The following is a 17626-nucleotide window of genomic DNA, read 5'->3' on the forward strand; positions in this document are numbered from 1 at the left end:
GAAATCAAGTGATGAAACTCTCACAATTATTAAAACCATGGATGCATCATATACAATCGGATTGCGCTATTAGCGGCCTGGAAAATGACAGTCGTCGTGTTCAACCTGGTGATTTGTTTATTGCTTATGCAGGTGCCGCAGCTGATGGCCGATTATTTATAAATAAGGCAGTATCTGCAGGTGCCGTTGCAGTTGCCTATGATCCTTCTCATTTTCCGTCGGATTGCATCTTACCTGAGACAATCCCATGTGTTCCTGTCCCTGATTTAGCGACACAACTCGCGGTGATTGCGAAACAATTTTATGAGGATCCAGGTTGTTCTTTAACTATAACTGGTGTAACGGGGACTAACGGTAAAACAACGATTGCTTATCAATTGGCGCAAGCCCATCATCTACTGGGTCAGGGTGCAGCATATATTGGCACTATTGGCCAAGGCAATGTAAATGAACTGCAGCTTATAGATAACACCACACCTGATTCGCTATTTTTGCAAAAATTATTGCATCAATACAAAAATCAAGGGCTAAGACAAGTATGTATGGAAGTATCTTCACATGCTTTGGCACAACATCGGGTAGATGCGGTCGAATTTGACCAAGCTATATTTACTAACCTCACGCTTGATCATTTGGATTATCATCTGAGCATGGAAAATTATGCCATGGCAAAAGCAATGTTGTTTGCCCGGGAGTCATTGCAATGGGCAATAATTAATAAAGATGATGCGTATCAAGAAAAAATGGCAGCGGTAGTTAAGCCACATGTGAGAAAATTAACTTATGGAATACATCAAGATTGTGATGTAAAGGCTGTAAGTTGGTCTATGGACATTAATGGTACCGAAATTGAAGTTCACTCTCCTTGGGGGCGACATCATTTAAGAATAAAAGCTCTAGGAGAGTTTAATATCTATAATAGCTTAGCTATATGGAGTAGCCTATTGGCTTGTGATTATTCACCTGCACAGATTATCGAAGTAATGGCGCAATTAAAAGCAGCCCCAGGGCGGATGGAAATTGTCGCCAATGCGCCTTATGTACTTGTGGATTATGCACATACTCCTGATGCCTTAGAGAACGCTTTAACTACCTTAAATCAATTAAAAAAAGGACGTCTGTGGGTTGTGTTTGGTTGTGGCGGAGACAGGGATAAAACTAAAAGACCTGTGATGGGTAGTGTTGCCAGTAAACTTGCAGATCACATTGTAATTACCAGTGATAACCCGCGCACAGAGGATCCACAGGTAATAGTCAATGAGATAGCACATGGAATTTCGAACCCATCTAATGTCATTCAACTCCTTAATCGTGAAGAAGCAATTGCATATGCCTTAAATGAGGCAGATGAACATGATGTCATTTTGATTGCAGGGAAAGGGCATGAGGCTTATCAGCAAATTGGTAAGGTAAAACATACTTTTTCGGATCAGGATGTAGTGAAAAAATTAATCCAAAATTAAATATAAACCATAAGTTGGATGGATGCTTTGTAGAATGCGTAGGCTGGGCTGTTAAGCCCAGCATTTAACAACACTTCCGATTAATTGGGCTTAAGAATTAATTCAATAAACGCTGGGCTTAGCAGCCCAGCCTACAAAACCCAGCTACATTTTCTTAGTGTTTGTGGATGTATTGCTTAAACCTCATCGGTGATATATCAACAAAGTCTTTAATTGCAACTGCAAAAAGATTGGGATCACCTGTTTCATAGAAACACACTAACTCCCCGTTTCTACCATGTTCAGGAATTCCTTGGGCAGTCAACTGGTCCAAAATATCGTTTGTTATCTCGAGGGTCTCTTCTTCCGATTCTGCTTCTATAGGACCAATAGCAAATCCCCAGCTTGCAGAGGTGTTGTAATTATTGATTGAATAACCAATATAATAATTATAACCCAGTTGCGATGCCATTTCGATTCCAACTGTCTGAACGTCATTGAGCTTGGGGCAAACTGCCTCATTTGCAAATGCAGATCCAGTAAAAACTAAAACAGCTGCTAAAGTGGTTAATTTTGCTCTTACAGACATATTTTCACTCCTTGTTAAATCCAATTATTCCAAATTAATCCGGGTTGAATTTGTCTATGTAACCCGAAGAAGTACATAGTTTTGTGCTTTTACTTGTGGGCCTTTTGTAAGTATTGTTTTAACTTTATTGGACTAATTGCATAATCTCTAACGGCAATAGAATATATATAAGGATTACCTGTGTCATATAAACACACTAATACGTCTCTATCGAGCTCCAAAGGAAATCCAGGAGTAGTCATATTATTTAAAATTTGATTTGAAGTATCTAGCGCATCTTCATCTGAATCTGCCTGCACTGGTCCAATAGCAAAGCCCCAGTTCGAAGAAGTACCGAAGTTACTGAGTGAATAACTGATATAATAGTCATTACCAATAAGGTCCGCCATTGTGATCCCTTCTGCTTGAATAGCACTCAGATCTGGACAACCTGTATCAATTGCAAAAGCAGAACCAGCAAGAACTAATGCTGCTGCAAAAGTAGATAATTTTACTCCTAAAGACATAACACATACTCCTTTGTTTTTTTTAAAATCGGAAAAAGAGTATCATTTGATTTCCTAATTTACAATGGACGGTTTTAGATTTATTCATGTACATAAAGTAAATAATTAGGATAAGAATTGCCTTGTTTTTTTACATTCCAAGCACTAACTTGGTTTCATTGTTCACAATAGATCCCGTAGGATATCGAGAAAAATCATGGCGCATTTGATGCTGTTTTCGTAAATCTAAGAAAGCAGTTTTTTTATCTAAAGCTTGCTTTAAGAATAATGTTTCTTGAGTGGGGTCATAAATGTTCAAGATCGATTCGTACCATAACTCGTTTTTTTTCAAGTTAAGGCTATTAGGCAATTCTGGTGCTGCAAATTGTGGAAGGGGGAGTCCTGCGATTTGATGTAATGCTGCGCTGACCATCGCAACCGCAGCGTATTTTGCTTCGAGACTATGGCCTGCAATATGCGGGGTGCATATGGTGGACTTATCAATAATGCGTGCGTCAATGTTAGGCTCACTGAGGTAGACATCAGTACAATAGATTAGTGGTTTTGAAGTGTGAAGAAGTGCTTCTTCATTGACAATACCCCCACGCGCGGCATTGATAATGACACAACCTGGTTTTAAGCGATTAAAAAAATCTTGATGAATTAAGTTAGCACTAGGGTAGGGCTGCTTATTATGTAATTCAGCATGGATGCAAAGAAGGTCAACTTGGTATAGTTCTTCTAAACTGCAACTATGAAACGTTTCACGTGTTGCTTTGAGCGGGTCATAGGTACGAATTTGCAAGCCAGCGGCCTGCAAACGGACAGCGACTTGAGATCCTACTTTTCCCAAACCAACAATACCGGCAGTATGTCCATGTATAAGACTTTGCTGTTTCAATACAGCAAGAGATGCAACGACATAATCAGCCACCGCTCGTGCGTTCGAACCTTTCGCATCGATTATTTGAATGTTTTGAGAATTCAGCCACAGATGATCCAAATGATCAGTTCCGCTGCTTGCGGTAGCAACATAGCGCAAAGAATGATTTTTTAATAAAGATTGATTTACTTTGAGCGCAGCACGACATAGGAGAACATCTTGTCCAAGAAGTAATTGGTTAATTTCATCAGGCTGATGATATGTTGTTACGTGAAATGGTTTGGGAAACGCTGCCTCTAGCCCAGGGAGAGAGGCATCAGCAAGAATATTCATTGTATTGCTTACTCCAGATCAATAGATTGCCTCTTCATCATATTTGAAAAATGGCACTTAGAGTGATTAGTCCCAGGTTAATTAGTGGCGTTAATATCATGCCAAGAACTCCAGTAAATACCAAAAGAATGAGGATAAAAAATCCATAAGGCTCTATTTTTGCATAGGCGATAGCCTGACGAGGAGGTAAAAGGCTCATGACTACCCGACTGCCATCTAATGGTGGAATAGGAAGGAGATTTAATGCCGCTAAAATCAAATTGATAAAGATACCTGCTTGGGCTGTTGCATAAAGAAACAGTACGGCCATCGAGGTGTTTGGATTCAGAATTATAGCGATTTTGTCACAAGCAGCCCATAAAACGGCCATCAGAATATTTGATACGGGGCCGGCAAGGGTTACCAAAATCATGTCACGTCGCGGGTGACGAAATTGGTTCCAATTAATGGGGACAGGTTTTGCATAGCCAATGACAAAATTAAATTGCGTTAAAATACCAATCAATAAGGGGATAAATACAGTACCTATTGGATCAATATGTCGAATCGGATTTAAGCTTAATCGACCAAACATTTTTGCAGTAGTATCACCGCAACGATATGCAACATAGGCATGGGCCGCTTCATGTAAGGTGATAGCGAGTAAAATGGGAATGGCCCAGATACATATTTTTTGGATTAAAGTAAATTCTATCATTAAAAAAGGACCTGTAATAAATATCTGATTCTATCGAATAGTAGCTTTCAATAACAAGTACAAAGGATATTAAAGTATTTGCCTCATTATATACCTAATTTTTAAACCTATTTTTTATTTTTTTTACTCTCCAAAATGCATCTTCTAAGTTCTTGATTAAATTGAAATCAGAAAGTTGATTGGTTGATCTGTGCATGATAATATTCTGCTCGAAATTTAACTAGTCTAGGAGACAAAATGCCAGCATTAAAAAAAATAACACCTGAAGTTAAAGAGGCCTTAGGTACATTGAACAGTTTTGAAACTCGATATGCAGGGTTAGTGAAAAAAAGTGAAGAAGGGCAATTGAAAGACAATCAAGATGCAATTCAGTATATTGATGATGTTATAAAAAGATATGCAATGATCAAAAAAACATCACCAAGTGCGTCAGCTGCGCAAGCAAAAAAAGAAGCTTATTTGCCAGCTTTAAGATCGCATGCTGCTGAAATCGGTGTCCTTACTTTTTCTAAGCCAGGAGATTTCGCATCTCGACTCAAAGAGCTGGATTTTGAACCCAGTAAAATTGAAGAAATTACTAAAGGGTTAGAACAAGCAGGAGGAGATGATGACTTACTCGCTACCCTCTCATCGTTAGTAATAACCAGCGCAATCTGCGGCGATGATGGTCATCATCATCATCATCATGGTTATCATCATGGTCCCTCTGCAGTTGTAACCTCATATGGTGGTAGCCGTAATAACCATGGTCACTGGTAATTAAGTAGTCATTAAGTCTAGGGGAGAGCGGTCATGTTAGTAATGAAGGATTGCGCTATTGATCCAGGCGATATCGTCTTTGTGGTCTCAAATAGCAGTAAACCTATAGTACGCCTAAAACAGGCCGCTCAATCCCTAACTACTGCTGGCAACAAACATGGACATAGAGAAGTCATTACAGTCTTTGTTTGTACTGGAAAGAATAAATATGGCGTCATTTGCCATAATTACGAACGACAGCTGTCTGTACCAACAGCACGATTTGTTGAAAAACTTCAAGAAAAAACTGTAGAAGAATTAACAACATTACTTTTAAGTTACTGTACTAAAGAGCTCACCCCAGTCCAAATAAGGGAGGCACTTTCAGGCGGTGCTAAATGGATGAAGCAATTGGCCTCTAAGATGACTGGCCTTGAGGACCCAGAGGAATTAATTGAACGATTTCTTACCGCGTCTCGAGCGAATAAAGCAAGATTAATTCAATTGCTGATTGCATTCTGGCGTGCTTCGGGGCAAGCAGAAATCCTTCCTGTGGTGAATTCAAGCTTATTAGTGTTTAAGCATACTGATAGCAAACAAAGACAGCAATTTTTAGATGCTTATCTTAAGCAAGTCAAAGTAACTGAACGATTGTATGCACAAGGGAAATTTCGTACCAGTTTCTGGGCTGTGGTTAAATCTTTTTTTCAATGGTCAAATCAGCAAGATGAAAAAGACAGACGACACATTACTCCTTCGGAAGCAACTTTTTGTTCACGCAACGTGATGCAAGTGTTAAATCAGGTTAATCCTAATCTGGTCAACAGAGGAAGGCATGTTTTACCAAAAACGTTGGAAGCAGGTCTGCGGGAAGCAACAAAAGGTAAACCGCAACCTGAAGAGTCTACAGCTGAGTCCGATGATTTTGAAGCAATGATTGCAGCACAAGAACAATTTCTGCCTGCATTTAAATTACAAATTTTGCCTGCGTCAGGCAAAGAGCTGGTGAGTACCTTACTTACTACAATAGATAAAGAAATTCAGCGCATAGAATCCAAATGGTGGATCAATGAAGCGGATAGAAAAAAAGCTGCTGACTTGAAAAAACTACTTACTCCTTTTCGTCATCCTAAATATCAATACTATACTGTTGAAGTTCAGGTTGATTTTGCTTTAGAGCTTATTGCAACCTTACTGCCAACTTTACAAAGGAAAACAGGATTTTGGGGCGAATGGTTGCCGTCAACTGCTTATACCAATGTAAGAGCATTTGCACGAACACAGGGGATTTTTGATGGGGATATCCGTGAGGCAGCTGAAAAGCTAAAAACTAAGCCATCAATCACCATGCAACAAGGGATGCCAAAAGAAGTGGTTAAAGGGCAGGAGTCATCGCCTACTGGTCAAATTTATATTTTTTCTGACTGGTCATTTTCCAACTGGCCAACAACTAAGCGCGAACAGTTGTTAAGACATATGAGTGGATTGCTTGTTCACGGCCATGCGTTATACGCCTTGGAAAATGGACAATTAGTCAAAATGAGTCAAGAGACCTTAAAGAATGCGATTAATGGAGAGGATTTTGATGATTTGCTGGCATCTAAATTAAAACCGGCAACCCGCGCTACAGTGCTTGCGCAAGCTAAGCTGCAGCAATTGGATACAACACAGGTGCACTTTCTTGATTATAAAATCTGCCAAGAAATAGCTGATGATCACCAAACTCTTGCAACACATCTTGACCAAGTCGCGCCAATATTCTCGCCCAAATTGGACGAGTATCACTTAAATCAAACAAAACAAGCGATAATTGACGTTGAACTGGAAAACTCTGAGTATGGTGAAAATTCGCGATTAGCGTTGCAAAGATTGAAGCAACAAATTATTACCCAGAAAGAAATAAAACAAAAAACATACCAAAGTGGTGTTGATACGAAAGCTTTTGTATCTCAAGCACGACATAGAAAACCCATATTTACACCCGTTGATACACTGTCTTTTACACCATCGACTAAGTATTATCGTGATGAAGTGTATTCCGACTTGGTCATTAAGAAAGACCCATCGTCCCCATTCCAATATTTCGAATTAGTAGGAATGAATGCCACTCAAAATTTAGTGGCTTGTAACTATGAGTTTCACCCTGAGGGATTAACTGAAGAACTCATTGAGCAAAGGAAAGAGGAATCAAATTTTGTCCTTTTGAAAGGAAAAAAGAAATTAAGTTTGACTGCAAATTGGCAAGCATTGCCTTCAGTACATCCTGGTGAAACCTTGCTGGATATTGCCATTAAAGGATTAAAAAAAGATGACTTTGAAATAAAGTACTCTAAAGAAAATCGTTTGCACTATATTCGCCTACTTAAACCAACAACAGAGCCACAGAAAGCCGCTATTAATTTATTGTTACGTATGCCGAAACAATATAGAGCACACCCTGTTTTTAATACTGTGGCTGCGCACCGTGAGCATGAAGAGATACATCATTTATTGATGAAGTATCTTAAGTTTGGCAAAGATCATGGGCTATTACGTAACGCCAAAGTTCATGATGGCAATGAATATCTTGACGAAGCAAGAAAATTAACTGTTGGAAGTTGCCGTTTAAGGGCTATTGCTTTTAAAGAAGAAATGGGGCGTTTGTATCCCGAAGTTCCTGTCTCTATTGATATTAACCCAGATCACTGTTTTATTGAAATGGAATTAGATGGTCAATGGGAGAGATACTGTCTCGGTGGGTATAGGGATGTCCCAAGTTTGATCGAATCAGTCCAGGAAGATACCCTGACCTCTATGAACTCCGGTTCAAAAAAACATCGATTTTTTGCTGAAAAAGAGAAACCGCAATTGCCAATTGAGGCTCCTGTTGAAGATAAGATGTTTATTAATCGCTTTGGTTAGTTTTGCGTAGCCTGGGTCTAGCGGAGTCGAACCGGGAAAGTCTATGATAAGAAACCCGGGTTTCGCTGTCGCACACCCAGGCTACAAAGCAGTGCAGGGAAATATACAAAAAAGGACAAAAATGCTTAACCTATTTGATGCACATTTGCATATTATCGATTACCGGTTCCCCTTAGTTGCCAATCAATCCTATTTGCCTAATGAGTTTACGGTTACTGATTATCTTAACATTGCAAAACCGTTGCATATTATTGGTGGGGCAGTGGTATCGGGTTCTTTTCAAGCGTTTGACCAGACATACCTCGTCAATGCTTTGCAAACATTGGGTCCTAATTTTGTTGGGGTGACGCAATTACCAGCCACAGTACATGATGAGCAAATTATTGAGTTAAATCAGCAAGGGATTCGCGGTATACGATTTAATTTAAAACGTGGAGGCTCAGAAACCGTCGAACATTTAAGTGACATGGCACATCGAGTTTATGAGATTGCCAAATGGCATGTTGAATTATATGTTGACGCTTCCGAGCTTGCAGAATTAACCGATCTTTTGCTCGCTGTACCTGCTTTGAGTATCGATCATATGGGCCTATCAAAAGACGGACTACCTGTATTATTTGAGCTCGTTGAACAAGGAGTCAAAGTGAAAGCATCAGGATTTAGCCGAGTTGACTTTGATGTAGCTAAGACTTTAAAAACGATCGCTTCTATTAATCCGGATGCATTGATGTTTGGCACCGATCTTCCTTCAACGCGCGCGCCGCAGCCTTTTAAAAAAGAAGACATTACCTTTCTTTTGGATATATTTGATGAGCATATGGCTAATAAAATCTTATTGACTAATGCGGCCGATTTCTATCGTCTACAGTTTAAGAATTAGAAACGTCGGGCATTCTTGTTGGTCGACTCAAATTCGGCATTAAACCTATTATTATCTTTTAGCACCGCTTCCAAAGATGTCTTTATTAACATTTATTGAATAGATACAATGGATTAAAAATCTTGAGGTGATAGGGATATGTCAATCATAGATAAAATCTTGGGAAAGCCTCTTTCGCTAAGGGCTAGGAAGTCACAAGAGTTATCGATATTAACCGGGGTTCCTGCACTGGGATTGGATGCTCTGTCTTCAACCGCTTATGGACCAGAGGCTGCACTTGCTATTCTCTTACCCGCAGGAGTATTCGGACTACATCATTTTTTTGCTATATCCTTATTGGTTGTTGTTGTTCTACTGTCTTTGTATTTTTCTTATATGCAAACAACCGCAGCATATCCAAATGGAGGAGGGGCATACGTTGTTGCCAGTGATAATTTGGGCAAAAAATATGGTTTAGGCGCGGCAATTTCCTTAATATTGGATTATTTATTGAATGTTACTGTTGGTATATCAGCTGGTGTTGGTGCCATAGTATCAGCAATCCCGGCGTTGCATCCTTACACACTGACATTATGTCTTGTGATCTTACTCATGCTTACCTTAATTAATTTGCGAGGAATTCGTGAGTCAGGAACACTTTTTGTAATTCCAGTAATTTATTTTTATAGTGTGCATATTAATTACTCTGCTTATTGGATTAGGGCAAGTCTGGATAAGTGGTGGACATCCACAACTTGTGCATAGCTTAACAAAAACGCAAACGAACTCAGTAGCTGAAACATTGACATTTTGGATGTTGTTAACCGCTTTTGCCAATGGTTTGACTGCGATGACAGGGGTAGAGGCTGTGAGTAATGCAGTGCCCTTATTTCGCAAACCAACCATTCGAAATGCACAATGGACGTTGACTATAATTGTTGGCACGCTTGCCCTATTTTTAATAGTCATCGGTTATCTTTGCCCTGCTTACCATATCGTCGCTATGGATCAGAATCATTCAGGATATCAAACTATACTGTCGCAATTAGTTGAAGCAACAACAGGAAAAGGTATTTTTTATTATATTTCGATTGCTAGTATTTTCATTGTTCTTGCCTACTCAGCACAAACCAGTTTTTCAGCTTTTCCAAGAGTCTGTCGCTTCCTAGCTGAAGATAATTACTTACCCTATTTTTTTGCTGAACGTGGTAGACGCCTGGTTTTTTCTGTCGGAATTATTATTTTGGCAATTTTTTCTGCACTCATTTTGATTGTCTTTAAAGGAATTACCAATAATCTGATCCCATTATTTGCTGTTGGTGCTTTTAGTGCTTTTCTCTTTTCCCAGATTGGCATGGTAAGGTATTGGTTACGTAAGGAAAATCAACAATTTCGCTATAAATTAATAGTCAATGCAGTAGGAGCCGCAGTCACCGCGATTGCGCTTATTATTATCATCATGACAAAATTTGTAGAAGGCGCATGGATAATTATTGTTCTTGCACCTACATTAGCATTTCTAATGCATCGTATTAAACGTCATTATAGAAAAATTGCTCAGGAAATAGAAAATCCAATAAAAATAGATCCTAGTGCACTAAAGCATCCTATAGTAATTATTCCAATTCATGGTTTGGATTTAATTGCAGAAAAAGCAATTCAATTTGGCATGCTGCTTTCGAATGATATTACTGCTGTGTTTATCGATGCAGGATATGGAAATGTTGAGCGTTTGCAACAGCTTTGGCATGAAAAAATTGAAATACCAGCTAAAGAAGCAGGTAAAAAAATTCCCAAACTAGAAATTATTAAATCACCGTATCGGCGTATTTACAAACCATTATTAAATTTTGTGGCTCAAGTAAGAAAAGGGAAGAAAAACAGGCTTATTGCGCTTATTATACCTGAGTTGGTAGAGCCTAAATGGTATGAGTATTTACTTCACAATATTCATGCACCAGGATTACGTACTTTGCTTTTTTTAAAGCGAGATCCAAATACGATTGTTATTACCATTCCATGGTACCGATGTGAAAAATAAGGATTTAATTGATGACACAATTTGATAAGTTATTTCATTTTATGAAAAAACCCTGGGTTATTATTGTTTATGCAATTTTTGTAATTTTAGCCTATTATTTTGTAGACAAGCCTTTGGCGATTTATTTTTATCACCTGGCTCTTGGAACCAAGGTTCCTTTTTTGGAAATACTGACTGCGTTTGGTAAATGGATTGCGTATATCATTTTGTTTCTTGTTGCAGGATTGTATTTTCGTTATATTCAAGTGAATGCGATATATGAAGCCCGATCATGGTATTTGCTAGGTTGTGTGTTTTTAGCCAATGTGGTTTGTACGATTTTGAAAGTTACATTAAGCCGTGCTCGTCCTGACTTATTATTTTCAAGCAATGAATTTGGTTTTTATTGGTTTAAATTAAGTTCTAACTATTGGTCTTTACCTTCGGGGCATACAACGACAGTGATTAGTTTGGCCGCAGGGTTGGGGATACTTTTTTCTCGATATTTTTATGCTTTACTGGTTATGGCCCTATCGGTTGTCACCTCGAGAGTCTTACTCTGCTTTCATTATTTGAGTGATGTAATGAGTGCATTTTATATTAGTTTGTTGGTTGTTGGCTTTTTTACTGAATATCTTAAACGAAAGAATTGGTTTAATAAAATGGATTGTACTGTTCGATAACTAGAGATCTTAGATCTCCACGTTGACTGAGTTTTTCGCAGTATCGATCCGAGTAACCAAGGAGTGGTTATGACTATAGAGACTGAATTAAAAACTCTGGTGAGCATCTATGCCAGTTATGATGAAGAAAAAAAATGTTATACCAGTAATTTGAATAAAGAGGCTCTTTTACGTCTGGATGCTGATTTTATTAAATTAAATAATAAGTTGTTGCTGCAAGATGGTCCAGAAAAAGCAAAAATCCGAAAAAATTATAAAAGTTTATCTTTGTTCTTTCATCCAGACCGTATAGAAAACTTTGAAGCGGAGATAAAATGGATCGAAAAAAATTTATCTGAAGATCGTAATGATGGGGCTTGTTTTAAAACATTAAGCCTCTGTTATGGGAAATTAACAACTCCTCAGGATTTTAAACCCATTAAATTTGAAGAAATTTCAACCCGAGAGGATCTTAAAAAATGGTTGGAAAACTTAAGAAATACTTCCAGAACATTTACTGAACGTAATTTTTATATAAGCCTTTTAGGTTTGCTTGATCAGTCGTCGGGTTATTTTGATGAGGTAGGAAAGATAAAGCCTAAGGGGATACGGGCTTTAATTTCATTTCTACCAATGGTTTTTATCAGTTTTGGTACCTTTGTTTTTGCTGAGGAATTATTTGCTGTTTACGCACTTTATTTTGCTTTATTGAAGAGCGGACAATATATGGAGAGTAGCAAGTCAAAAGAATTACAGACCCTTGGGAGTACTTTGCAAAAAATTACTATGGTTTCAGCTACGACGACTACAACTTTATTGGTGCGTCTTGTTGAAATGACCTTTTGGGCATCTCGACATTGTTATGAGATGAGTTTGCAGATAGGCTCTACTCTTTTAACTCCATTAATTGGCTACTCTCCTGAAGTTACATTTGATGGTGCTGCGGTTGAGGAAAACCTATGTCGCGAATTAATTCTTGCAAGTCAAAATCAAAGCACTAGCGACCATTTTAAAACACCACAACTCAATATGATCGCAGCACCTATCAAATCATATCTTGGATTATTGGAACAACAGTTTTTTAGAAATTGGAGAGCTGGAGGAGAAAAGCATCGTGCATTGGATGCGTTTTTACTTAGGATGCGTGTTATAGATAAAGACGATGGCTTGCAGATTGAACAAAAAATTGCGAAAGCTCAGGAGGCATTAGAAATAGTCAAAAAAAAATCTACTGTTTACACTGAGGGAGGAAAAACTGCTTTGGCAGTTGACCGTGCCGAACGAGTGATTAGTCTGCTAAACGATGATTTTGCGATGCAGCCTGCTCTATTAAGCAAGTCCTAAGTCTTTGTATTTAAATTAATTATAAAAACAAAAAGGTCTTGTTTTAGTCGCTATTCTAGCCACAATATAGGTGTCAAATTCAGCTTAAATAGAAATAACCCCTTGAATTTGGCACAGTATCTCTGGCAAGATGCATTTGTTTTGATTATCCAGTGAGGAATTATGAAAATTCTCGTGGCAGTGAAGCGTGTAATCGATCCTTATGTCAAAATTAGGGTCAAATCGGACCATTCCGGAGTTGAAACACAAAATATTAAAATGGCAATGAATCCATTTGATGAGATTGCTGTAGAGGAAGCGTTACGTTTACGCGAAAAAAATTGGGCAACCGAAGTGGTCGCGGTAAGTATTGGTGCCGATAGCTCACAGGAAACTTTAAGGCATGCTTTGGCTTTAGGAGTGGATAGAGCAATATTGGTTCATAGCCAAGATTCATTGGAAAGCTTGAATATTGCAAAAATATTAAAAAAGATTGTTGATGATGAAAAACCAGATTTAGTATTGATGGGTAAACAAGCTATTGATGGGGATAATAATCAAACGCCACAAATGTTGGCGGCTTTATTAAACTGGTCGCAGGCTACATATGCTTCCAAAATAGAAGCACACGCCGATCAGCTTGATGTCACTCGTGAGATTGATGGCGGACTCGAAACAATAAGCGTGCATTTGCCCGCTGTAGTGAGTACGGATTTACGCTTAAATGAACCACGATATGCCAGTCTTCCCAATATCATGAAAGCAAAAAAGAAACCTTTAGATGTTTTAGAATTAGGGAGCATGGGATTGTCACTTAAAAAACATGTTGAGATACTAAAAGTCACCGCACCTGCGGTTCGTAGTGCTGGAGTGCGAGTTGAATCAGTGACTGAGTTATTGGATAAATTACAGCATGAAGCCAAAGTGCTTTGATAAGGGGAAGTTATGAGCACTTTAGTACTCGTTGAACATGATAATCAAACATTACACCCATCTACTCGTAATGCTTTAGCTGCGGCATTGGAGTTGAGCGATAATCCAACCTTACTTATTGTCGGCCATCAATGCAAAGCCGTAGCGGAACAAGCTGCAACACTTGCTGGAGTACATGCTGTTTGGTGTGCTGATAAACCTTGTTATGAACATCCTTTAGCAGAGCAAGTAAGTGAATTGGTTCTTTCTTTTGCTCATTCATTTCAAGCCATATTAGTACCGGCTAGCACCTTTGGTAAAAATATTGCACCACGTATTGCAGCACAATTGGACGTGGCTCAAGTTTCTGATGTCAGTAAAATTGTTGATAAAGATACTTTTGAACATCCAATATATGCGGGTAATGCTATAGAAACCGTGCGAGTCCTTGATTCAATAAAAGTTCTGAGTATTCGCTCAACGGCATTTAATCCTATAATTGCAAGCCAGCCAAGTTGTTGCATCGAACAAATCGATAAAGAATGTGTTGCAAAAAGCAGCCAATTCGTTAAACATGAACTAAGTAAATCTGAACGGCCTGATTTAGGCAGTGCTAAAATTGTTGTTTCAGGTGGAAGAGGATTGCAAAGTGCCGAAAAGTTTAAGTTAATTGAAGAATTAGCCGATGTACTTGGTGCGGCAGTGGGAGCATCTCGTGCTGCTGTAGATGCCGGATTTGTCCCTAATGATTATCAGGTAGGTCAAACCGGAAGAATAGTTGCACCAATGCTATATATTGCTGTGGGAATTTCAGGAGCAGTACAGCATTTAGCTGGGATGAAAGATTCCAAGTTTATCGTAGCAATTAATAAAGATGAAGATGCCCCTATTTTTCAAATCGCTGATTATGCTTTGATTGGTGATTTATTTGAACTTGTGCCACAGTTAATTGAACAATTAAAAAACCGTTAGAGGGAGAAAGTATGTTAGTAGGTGTTCCAAAAGAAATTAAACCTCAAGAGAATCGTGTAGGTCTTGTTCCTTCTAGTATTAGGGAAATTATAAGAGTAGGAAGCTCTGCAATCGTAGAGAAGGGTGCTGGATTGGGAATTGGTATTTCTGATGATGATTATCGACATGCAGGAGCAGAGGTTGTTGATAGCGCAGATGAAGTATTTGCTAGAGCGGAACTCATTGTAAAAGTAAAAGAACCGCAACCAATTGAGTGCAAACGCCTCCGTGAGGGACAAACTTTATTTACTTATTTGCATTTGGCCCCAGATCCTCAGCAAGCACGTATGCTTAAAGAGTCTGGAGTTACTGCCATTGCTTATGAAACCGTAACTGAAGAGGGCGGTGGTTTGCCATTATTGGCTCCTATGTCTCAAGTTGCTGGACGCATGTCTATTCAAGCAGGAGCTCATTGTTTAGAGATGGCTCAAGGTGGCAGTGGCATTTTATTAGGTGGTGTTCCTGGAGTGGCTGCGGCAAACGTAGTGGTTATTGGGGGCGGTGTAGTCGGTACGAATGCGGTGCGCATGGCTATGGGAATGGAAGCACGTGTTACAGTACTTGATCGCTCGTTACAACGTTTAAATGAGTTAGATTTCCAATTTGGTTCTAAGATCAATACTATTTACTCTACTGCTGATGGCATAGAAAAATATGTGGCTAGTGCTGATTTGGTGATTGGTGCGGTATTGGTTCCGGGCGCGGCAGCTCCAAAATTAATGACTCGTTCCATGCTTAAATCAATGCGTCCTGGTTCGGTATTAGTGGATGTGGCCATTGACCAAGGTGGATGTTTTGAAACAAGTCGTCCCACAACGCATCAGGAACCAACGTATGTTGTTGATAACGTAGTTCATTACTGTGTTGCGAATATGCCCGGTGCAGTACCTAGAACATCGACTTTTGCCTTGAACAATGCAACCTTACCTTTTGTATTAAGCATTGTAACTAAAGGGGTGAAGTTAGCTCTATTAAATGATCCACATTTACTCAACGGCTTAAATGTTCATCAGGGTAAAATTACTTTTGATGCTGTTGCTCGTGATTTAGGTTATGAGTATACACCCTCAGCGATTGCATTGGCTGGACGATAATATCTAAATTTACGCTATAAACTGTAGCCTGGGTGAAGGCGAAGCCGTAACCCAGGATTTGAACTCCTTTATTGAACCCGAGTTTCACTTCATCAGGCTACACTCCTGTCTTTATTCCACGCATTATTCGATCAATTTTCCTTATTATACTAAGATTACCTAATTTAGATTCTCGTTTTCTTACATGAGGTTTTTGCATGAGAATACTTATTTCCGGAGCAGGGGTGGCAGGACTAACCGTTGCATATTGGTTGAAACACCATGGTTTTGCTATCACTATCGTTGAGCGAGCACCAACGTTGCTCGTTGGAGGCTATAAAATTGATGTACGAGGCTCAGCCTTACATGTTTTACGGAAAATGGGTATTTATGAGCATGTTGTTGCAGCAAGCACTGATATGCAAGGTGCATTGCTTGTTGATAAAAATGGAAAAGTCATTCAAGAAATGACTGGGGACGAGTTTGGACATCGAGTTGGCGATGATGTGGAAATTATTCGTGGTGCTTTATGTCAGATTCTTATGGAGCATGTATGTGATGTAGCGTTTATTTTTGATAACTCCATTCGCGAGATCACTCAGTTTTCTGAGCGCGTCGAAGTGACTTTTCAAAATAACGAAGTTCGCGAGTTCGATCTGGTGATTGGTGCTGATGGGCTTCATTCAAATGTGAGACAGCTTGTATTTGGTGATGAGTCGCTTTTTTCACAATCGCTAGGTCTATATCTTTGTGTATTCACCGTCCCTAATTATTTGAATTTGGACCGATTAGAGATGCAATATTCTGAATTGGGTCGAGTTGCATCGGTATGGAGTGTTCATGGAGAAGCGCAGGCTAAAGCTTGCTTTGGATTTACAGCCCCAATGCAAATCGATCTTCATAACATAGCACAACAACAGCAAGTACTTAGGACTGTTTATGAGGGCATAGGTTGGGAAGTTCCTAGGCTTCTGCAAATGATGCCTAACTCAACCGATTTTTACTTCGATACAGCAGCCCAGATTCATATGGATCATTGGTCAAAAAGTAGGGTAGTCGTATTAGGTGATGCTGCTTATTGTGCTTCGCCCATGTCGGGGCAAGGTACAAGTCTTGCAATTATTGGCGCATACATACTCGCCGGGGAGCTTGCTGCAGCAAAAGGAAATTACCAGCTGGCTTTACAAAACTACGAACAACAAATGCATCCTTTTGTTTATATCAATCAGGAGCTAGGGATTAAGGCCGCACAATTGATGCGATCTCAGGAAAAGGGTAGCGTACGTTCTTGGCTACTCAAGCAGCTTATGCAGCTTGCTCCGAGTTATTTAATAAAATTTTTTATTAATCGTTCAACTCGACGTATCAATCAAGCCGCCAATTCGATTGATCTTAAAGATTATTAATGAAGATGTTGTAGCCCAGGATTGTATGTCAGTAATTCGTTGACAAAAAACAGCAAGTGTAGGCTGGGCTGCTAAGCCCAGCGGTTGTAAAATTAATTCTTACTCTTCAAAATTTCTACCACGAAACTCAGCACTATAAGTCCAGTTGACAAGTAAACTTATCTATCGTGTTTTTCCTAAGAAAGAAAAATATTGGTGTTGTTGCATGCTGGGCTTAGCAGTGTATAGACCGGGGACATCCCTGACATATGTTCGGGGACATAGTTGACACTTTACAATGGCATATTGATTA

At 39.1% G+C, this 17626-nt stretch carries 14 protein-coding genes and 1 pseudogene; 11 read left to right on the top strand and 4 right to left on the bottom strand.

The window, feature by feature from the left end:
• Nucleotides 1-11 precede the first annotated feature (11 nt).
• A complete protein-coding gene (locus Lste_RS02995) occupies nt 12-1463 on the top strand; it encodes a UDP-N-acetylmuramoyl-L-alanyl-D-glutamate--2,6-diaminopimelate ligase (protein ID WP_058509615.1) in 1452 nt (483 codons plus the stop codon).
• A gap of 154 nt (nt 1464-1617) precedes the next feature.
• On the opposite strand, the gene Lste_RS03000 is transcribed toward Lste_RS02995, so the two are convergent.
• The 4 genes from Lste_RS03000 to Lste_RS03015 all read right to left on the bottom strand — a co-directional run bounded on the left by Lste_RS03000 (nt 1618) and on the right by Lste_RS03015 (nt 4429).
• Nucleotides 1618-2031 (bottom strand): DUF4949 domain-containing protein, encoded by a 414-nt coding sequence (locus tag Lste_RS03000; RefSeq protein WP_058509616.1) that lies wholly within the window; start codon nt 2029-2031, stop codon nt 1618-1620.
• 89 nt (nt 2032-2120) lie between these two features.
• Complete coding sequence (locus tag Lste_RS03005) at nt 2121-2537, bottom strand: DUF4949 domain-containing protein (protein WP_058509617.1); 417 nt, start codon at nt 2535-2537, stop codon at nt 2121-2123.
• Between the two features lie 130 nt (nt 2538-2667).
• On the bottom strand, nt 2668-3732 hold the full coding sequence (locus Lste_RS03010) for a 4-phosphoerythronate dehydrogenase (RefSeq protein ID WP_058509618.1): 1065 nt from the start codon (nt 3730-3732) through the stop codon (nt 2668-2670).
• Between the two features lie 37 nt (nt 3733-3769).
• Nucleotides 3770-4429: a site-2 protease family protein gene (locus tag Lste_RS03015; protein ID WP_058509619.1), complete on the bottom strand. Its 660-nt coding sequence runs from the start codon at nt 4427-4429 to the stop codon at nt 3770-3772.
• A gap of 237 nt (nt 4430-4666) precedes the next feature.
• Here Lste_RS03015 and Lste_RS03020 point away from each other — a divergent pair, with 237 nt between their 5' ends.
• The 10 genes and pseudogenes from Lste_RS03020 (at nt 4667) to Lste_RS03065 (ending at nt 17334) form a co-directional block, all read left to right on the top strand.
• On the top strand, nt 4667-5188 hold the full coding sequence (locus Lste_RS03020; RefSeq protein WP_068310877.1) for a hypothetical protein: 522 nt from the start codon (nt 4667-4669) through the stop codon (nt 5186-5188).
• Between the two features lie 33 nt (nt 5189-5221).
• The gene (locus tag Lste_RS03025) at nt 5222-8068 is read left to right on the top strand and encodes a hypothetical protein (RefSeq protein ID WP_058509620.1); all 2847 of its coding nucleotides are present in this window, start codon (nt 5222-5224) and stop codon (nt 8066-8068) included.
• A gap of 121 nt (nt 8069-8189) precedes the next feature.
• The gene (locus tag Lste_RS03030) at nt 8190-8948 is read left to right on the top strand and encodes an amidohydrolase family protein (protein ID WP_058509627.1); all 759 of its coding nucleotides are present in this window, start codon (nt 8190-8192) and stop codon (nt 8946-8948) included.
• 138 nt (nt 8949-9086) lie between these two features.
• Nucleotides 9087-10968: pseudogene (locus tag Lste_RS03035) on the top strand (APC family permease).
• An 11-nt stretch (nt 10969-10979) separates the two neighbouring features.
• Nucleotides 10980-11630, top strand: coding sequence for a phosphatase PAP2 family protein (locus Lste_RS03040; RefSeq protein WP_058509621.1), 651 nt, complete (start codon nt 10980-10982; stop codon nt 11628-11630).
• A gap of 69 nt (nt 11631-11699) precedes the next feature.
• Nucleotides 11700-12953, top strand: a complete 1254-nt coding sequence (locus Lste_RS03045) for a hypothetical protein (protein WP_058509622.1) — start codon at nt 11700-11702, stop codon at nt 12951-12953.
• A 162-nt stretch (nt 12954-13115) separates the two neighbouring features.
• The gene (locus Lste_RS03050; RefSeq protein ID WP_058509623.1) at nt 13116-13865 is read left to right on the top strand and encodes an electron transfer flavoprotein subunit beta/FixA family protein; all 750 of its coding nucleotides are present in this window, start codon (nt 13116-13118) and stop codon (nt 13863-13865) included.
• Nucleotides 13866-13877: 12 nt separating this feature from the next.
• Nucleotides 13878-14816, top strand: a complete 939-nt coding sequence (locus tag Lste_RS03055) for an electron transfer flavoprotein subunit alpha/FixB family protein (RefSeq protein ID WP_058509624.1) — start codon at nt 13878-13880, stop codon at nt 14814-14816.
• 11 nt (nt 14817-14827) lie between these two features.
• Nucleotides 14828-15949 carry an alanine dehydrogenase gene (ald, locus tag Lste_RS03060; protein WP_058509625.1) on the top strand — a complete coding sequence of 374 codons (1122 nt, stop codon included), beginning with the start codon at nt 14828-14830 and terminating at the stop codon, nt 15947-15949.
• A gap of 197 nt (nt 15950-16146) precedes the next feature.
• The gene (locus Lste_RS03065) at nt 16147-17334 is read left to right on the top strand and encodes an FAD-dependent monooxygenase (RefSeq protein WP_068310880.1); all 1188 of its coding nucleotides are present in this window, start codon (nt 16147-16149) and stop codon (nt 17332-17334) included.
• The last annotated feature ends 292 nt before the right edge of the window (nt 17335-17626 follow it).

The organism is Legionella steelei, assembly GCF_001468005.1.
GTDB classification, from domain to species: domain Bacteria; phylum Pseudomonadota; class Gammaproteobacteria; order Legionellales; family Legionellaceae; genus Legionella; species Legionella steelei.

Excerpts from the sequence above, each read along its gene's own strand:
- Lste_RS02995 (WP_058509615.1), top strand. The coding sequence starts at position 12 with ATGAAACTCTCACAATTATTAAAACCATGGATGCATCATATACAATCG.
- Lste_RS03000 (WP_058509616.1), bottom strand. The coding sequence starts at position 2,031 with ATGTCTGTAAGAGCAAAATTAACCACTTTAGCAGCTGTTTTAGTTTTT.
- Lste_RS03005 (WP_058509617.1), bottom strand. The coding sequence starts at position 2,537 with ATGTCTTTAGGAGTAAAATTATCTACTTTTGCAGCAGCATTAGTTCTT.
- Lste_RS03010 (WP_058509618.1), bottom strand. The coding sequence starts at position 3,732 with ATGAATATTCTTGCTGATGCCTCTCTCCCTGGGCTAGAGGCAGCGTTT.
- Lste_RS03015 (WP_058509619.1), bottom strand. The coding sequence starts at position 4,429 with ATGATAGAATTTACTTTAATCCAAAAAATATGTATCTGGGCCATTCCC.
- Lste_RS03020 (WP_068310877.1), top strand. The coding sequence starts at position 4,667 with ATGCCAGCATTAAAAAAAATAACACCTGAAGTTAAAGAGGCCTTAGGT.
- Lste_RS03025 (WP_058509620.1), top strand. The coding sequence starts at position 5,222 with ATGTTAGTAATGAAGGATTGCGCTATTGATCCAGGCGATATCGTCTTT.
- Lste_RS03030 (WP_058509627.1), top strand. The coding sequence starts at position 8,190 with ATGCTTAACCTATTTGATGCACATTTGCATATTATCGATTACCGGTTC.
- Lste_RS03040 (WP_058509621.1), top strand. The coding sequence starts at position 10,980 with ATGACACAATTTGATAAGTTATTTCATTTTATGAAAAAACCCTGGGTT.
- Lste_RS03045 (WP_058509622.1), top strand. The coding sequence starts at position 11,700 with ATGACTATAGAGACTGAATTAAAAACTCTGGTGAGCATCTATGCCAGT.
- Lste_RS03050 (WP_058509623.1), top strand. The coding sequence starts at position 13,116 with ATGAAAATTCTCGTGGCAGTGAAGCGTGTAATCGATCCTTATGTCAAA.
- Lste_RS03055 (WP_058509624.1), top strand. The coding sequence starts at position 13,878 with ATGAGCACTTTAGTACTCGTTGAACATGATAATCAAACATTACACCCA.
- ald (WP_058509625.1), top strand. The coding sequence starts at position 14,828 with ATGTTAGTAGGTGTTCCAAAAGAAATTAAACCTCAAGAGAATCGTGTA.
- Lste_RS03065 (WP_068310880.1), top strand. The coding sequence starts at position 16,147 with ATGAGAATACTTATTTCCGGAGCAGGGGTGGCAGGACTAACCGTTGCA.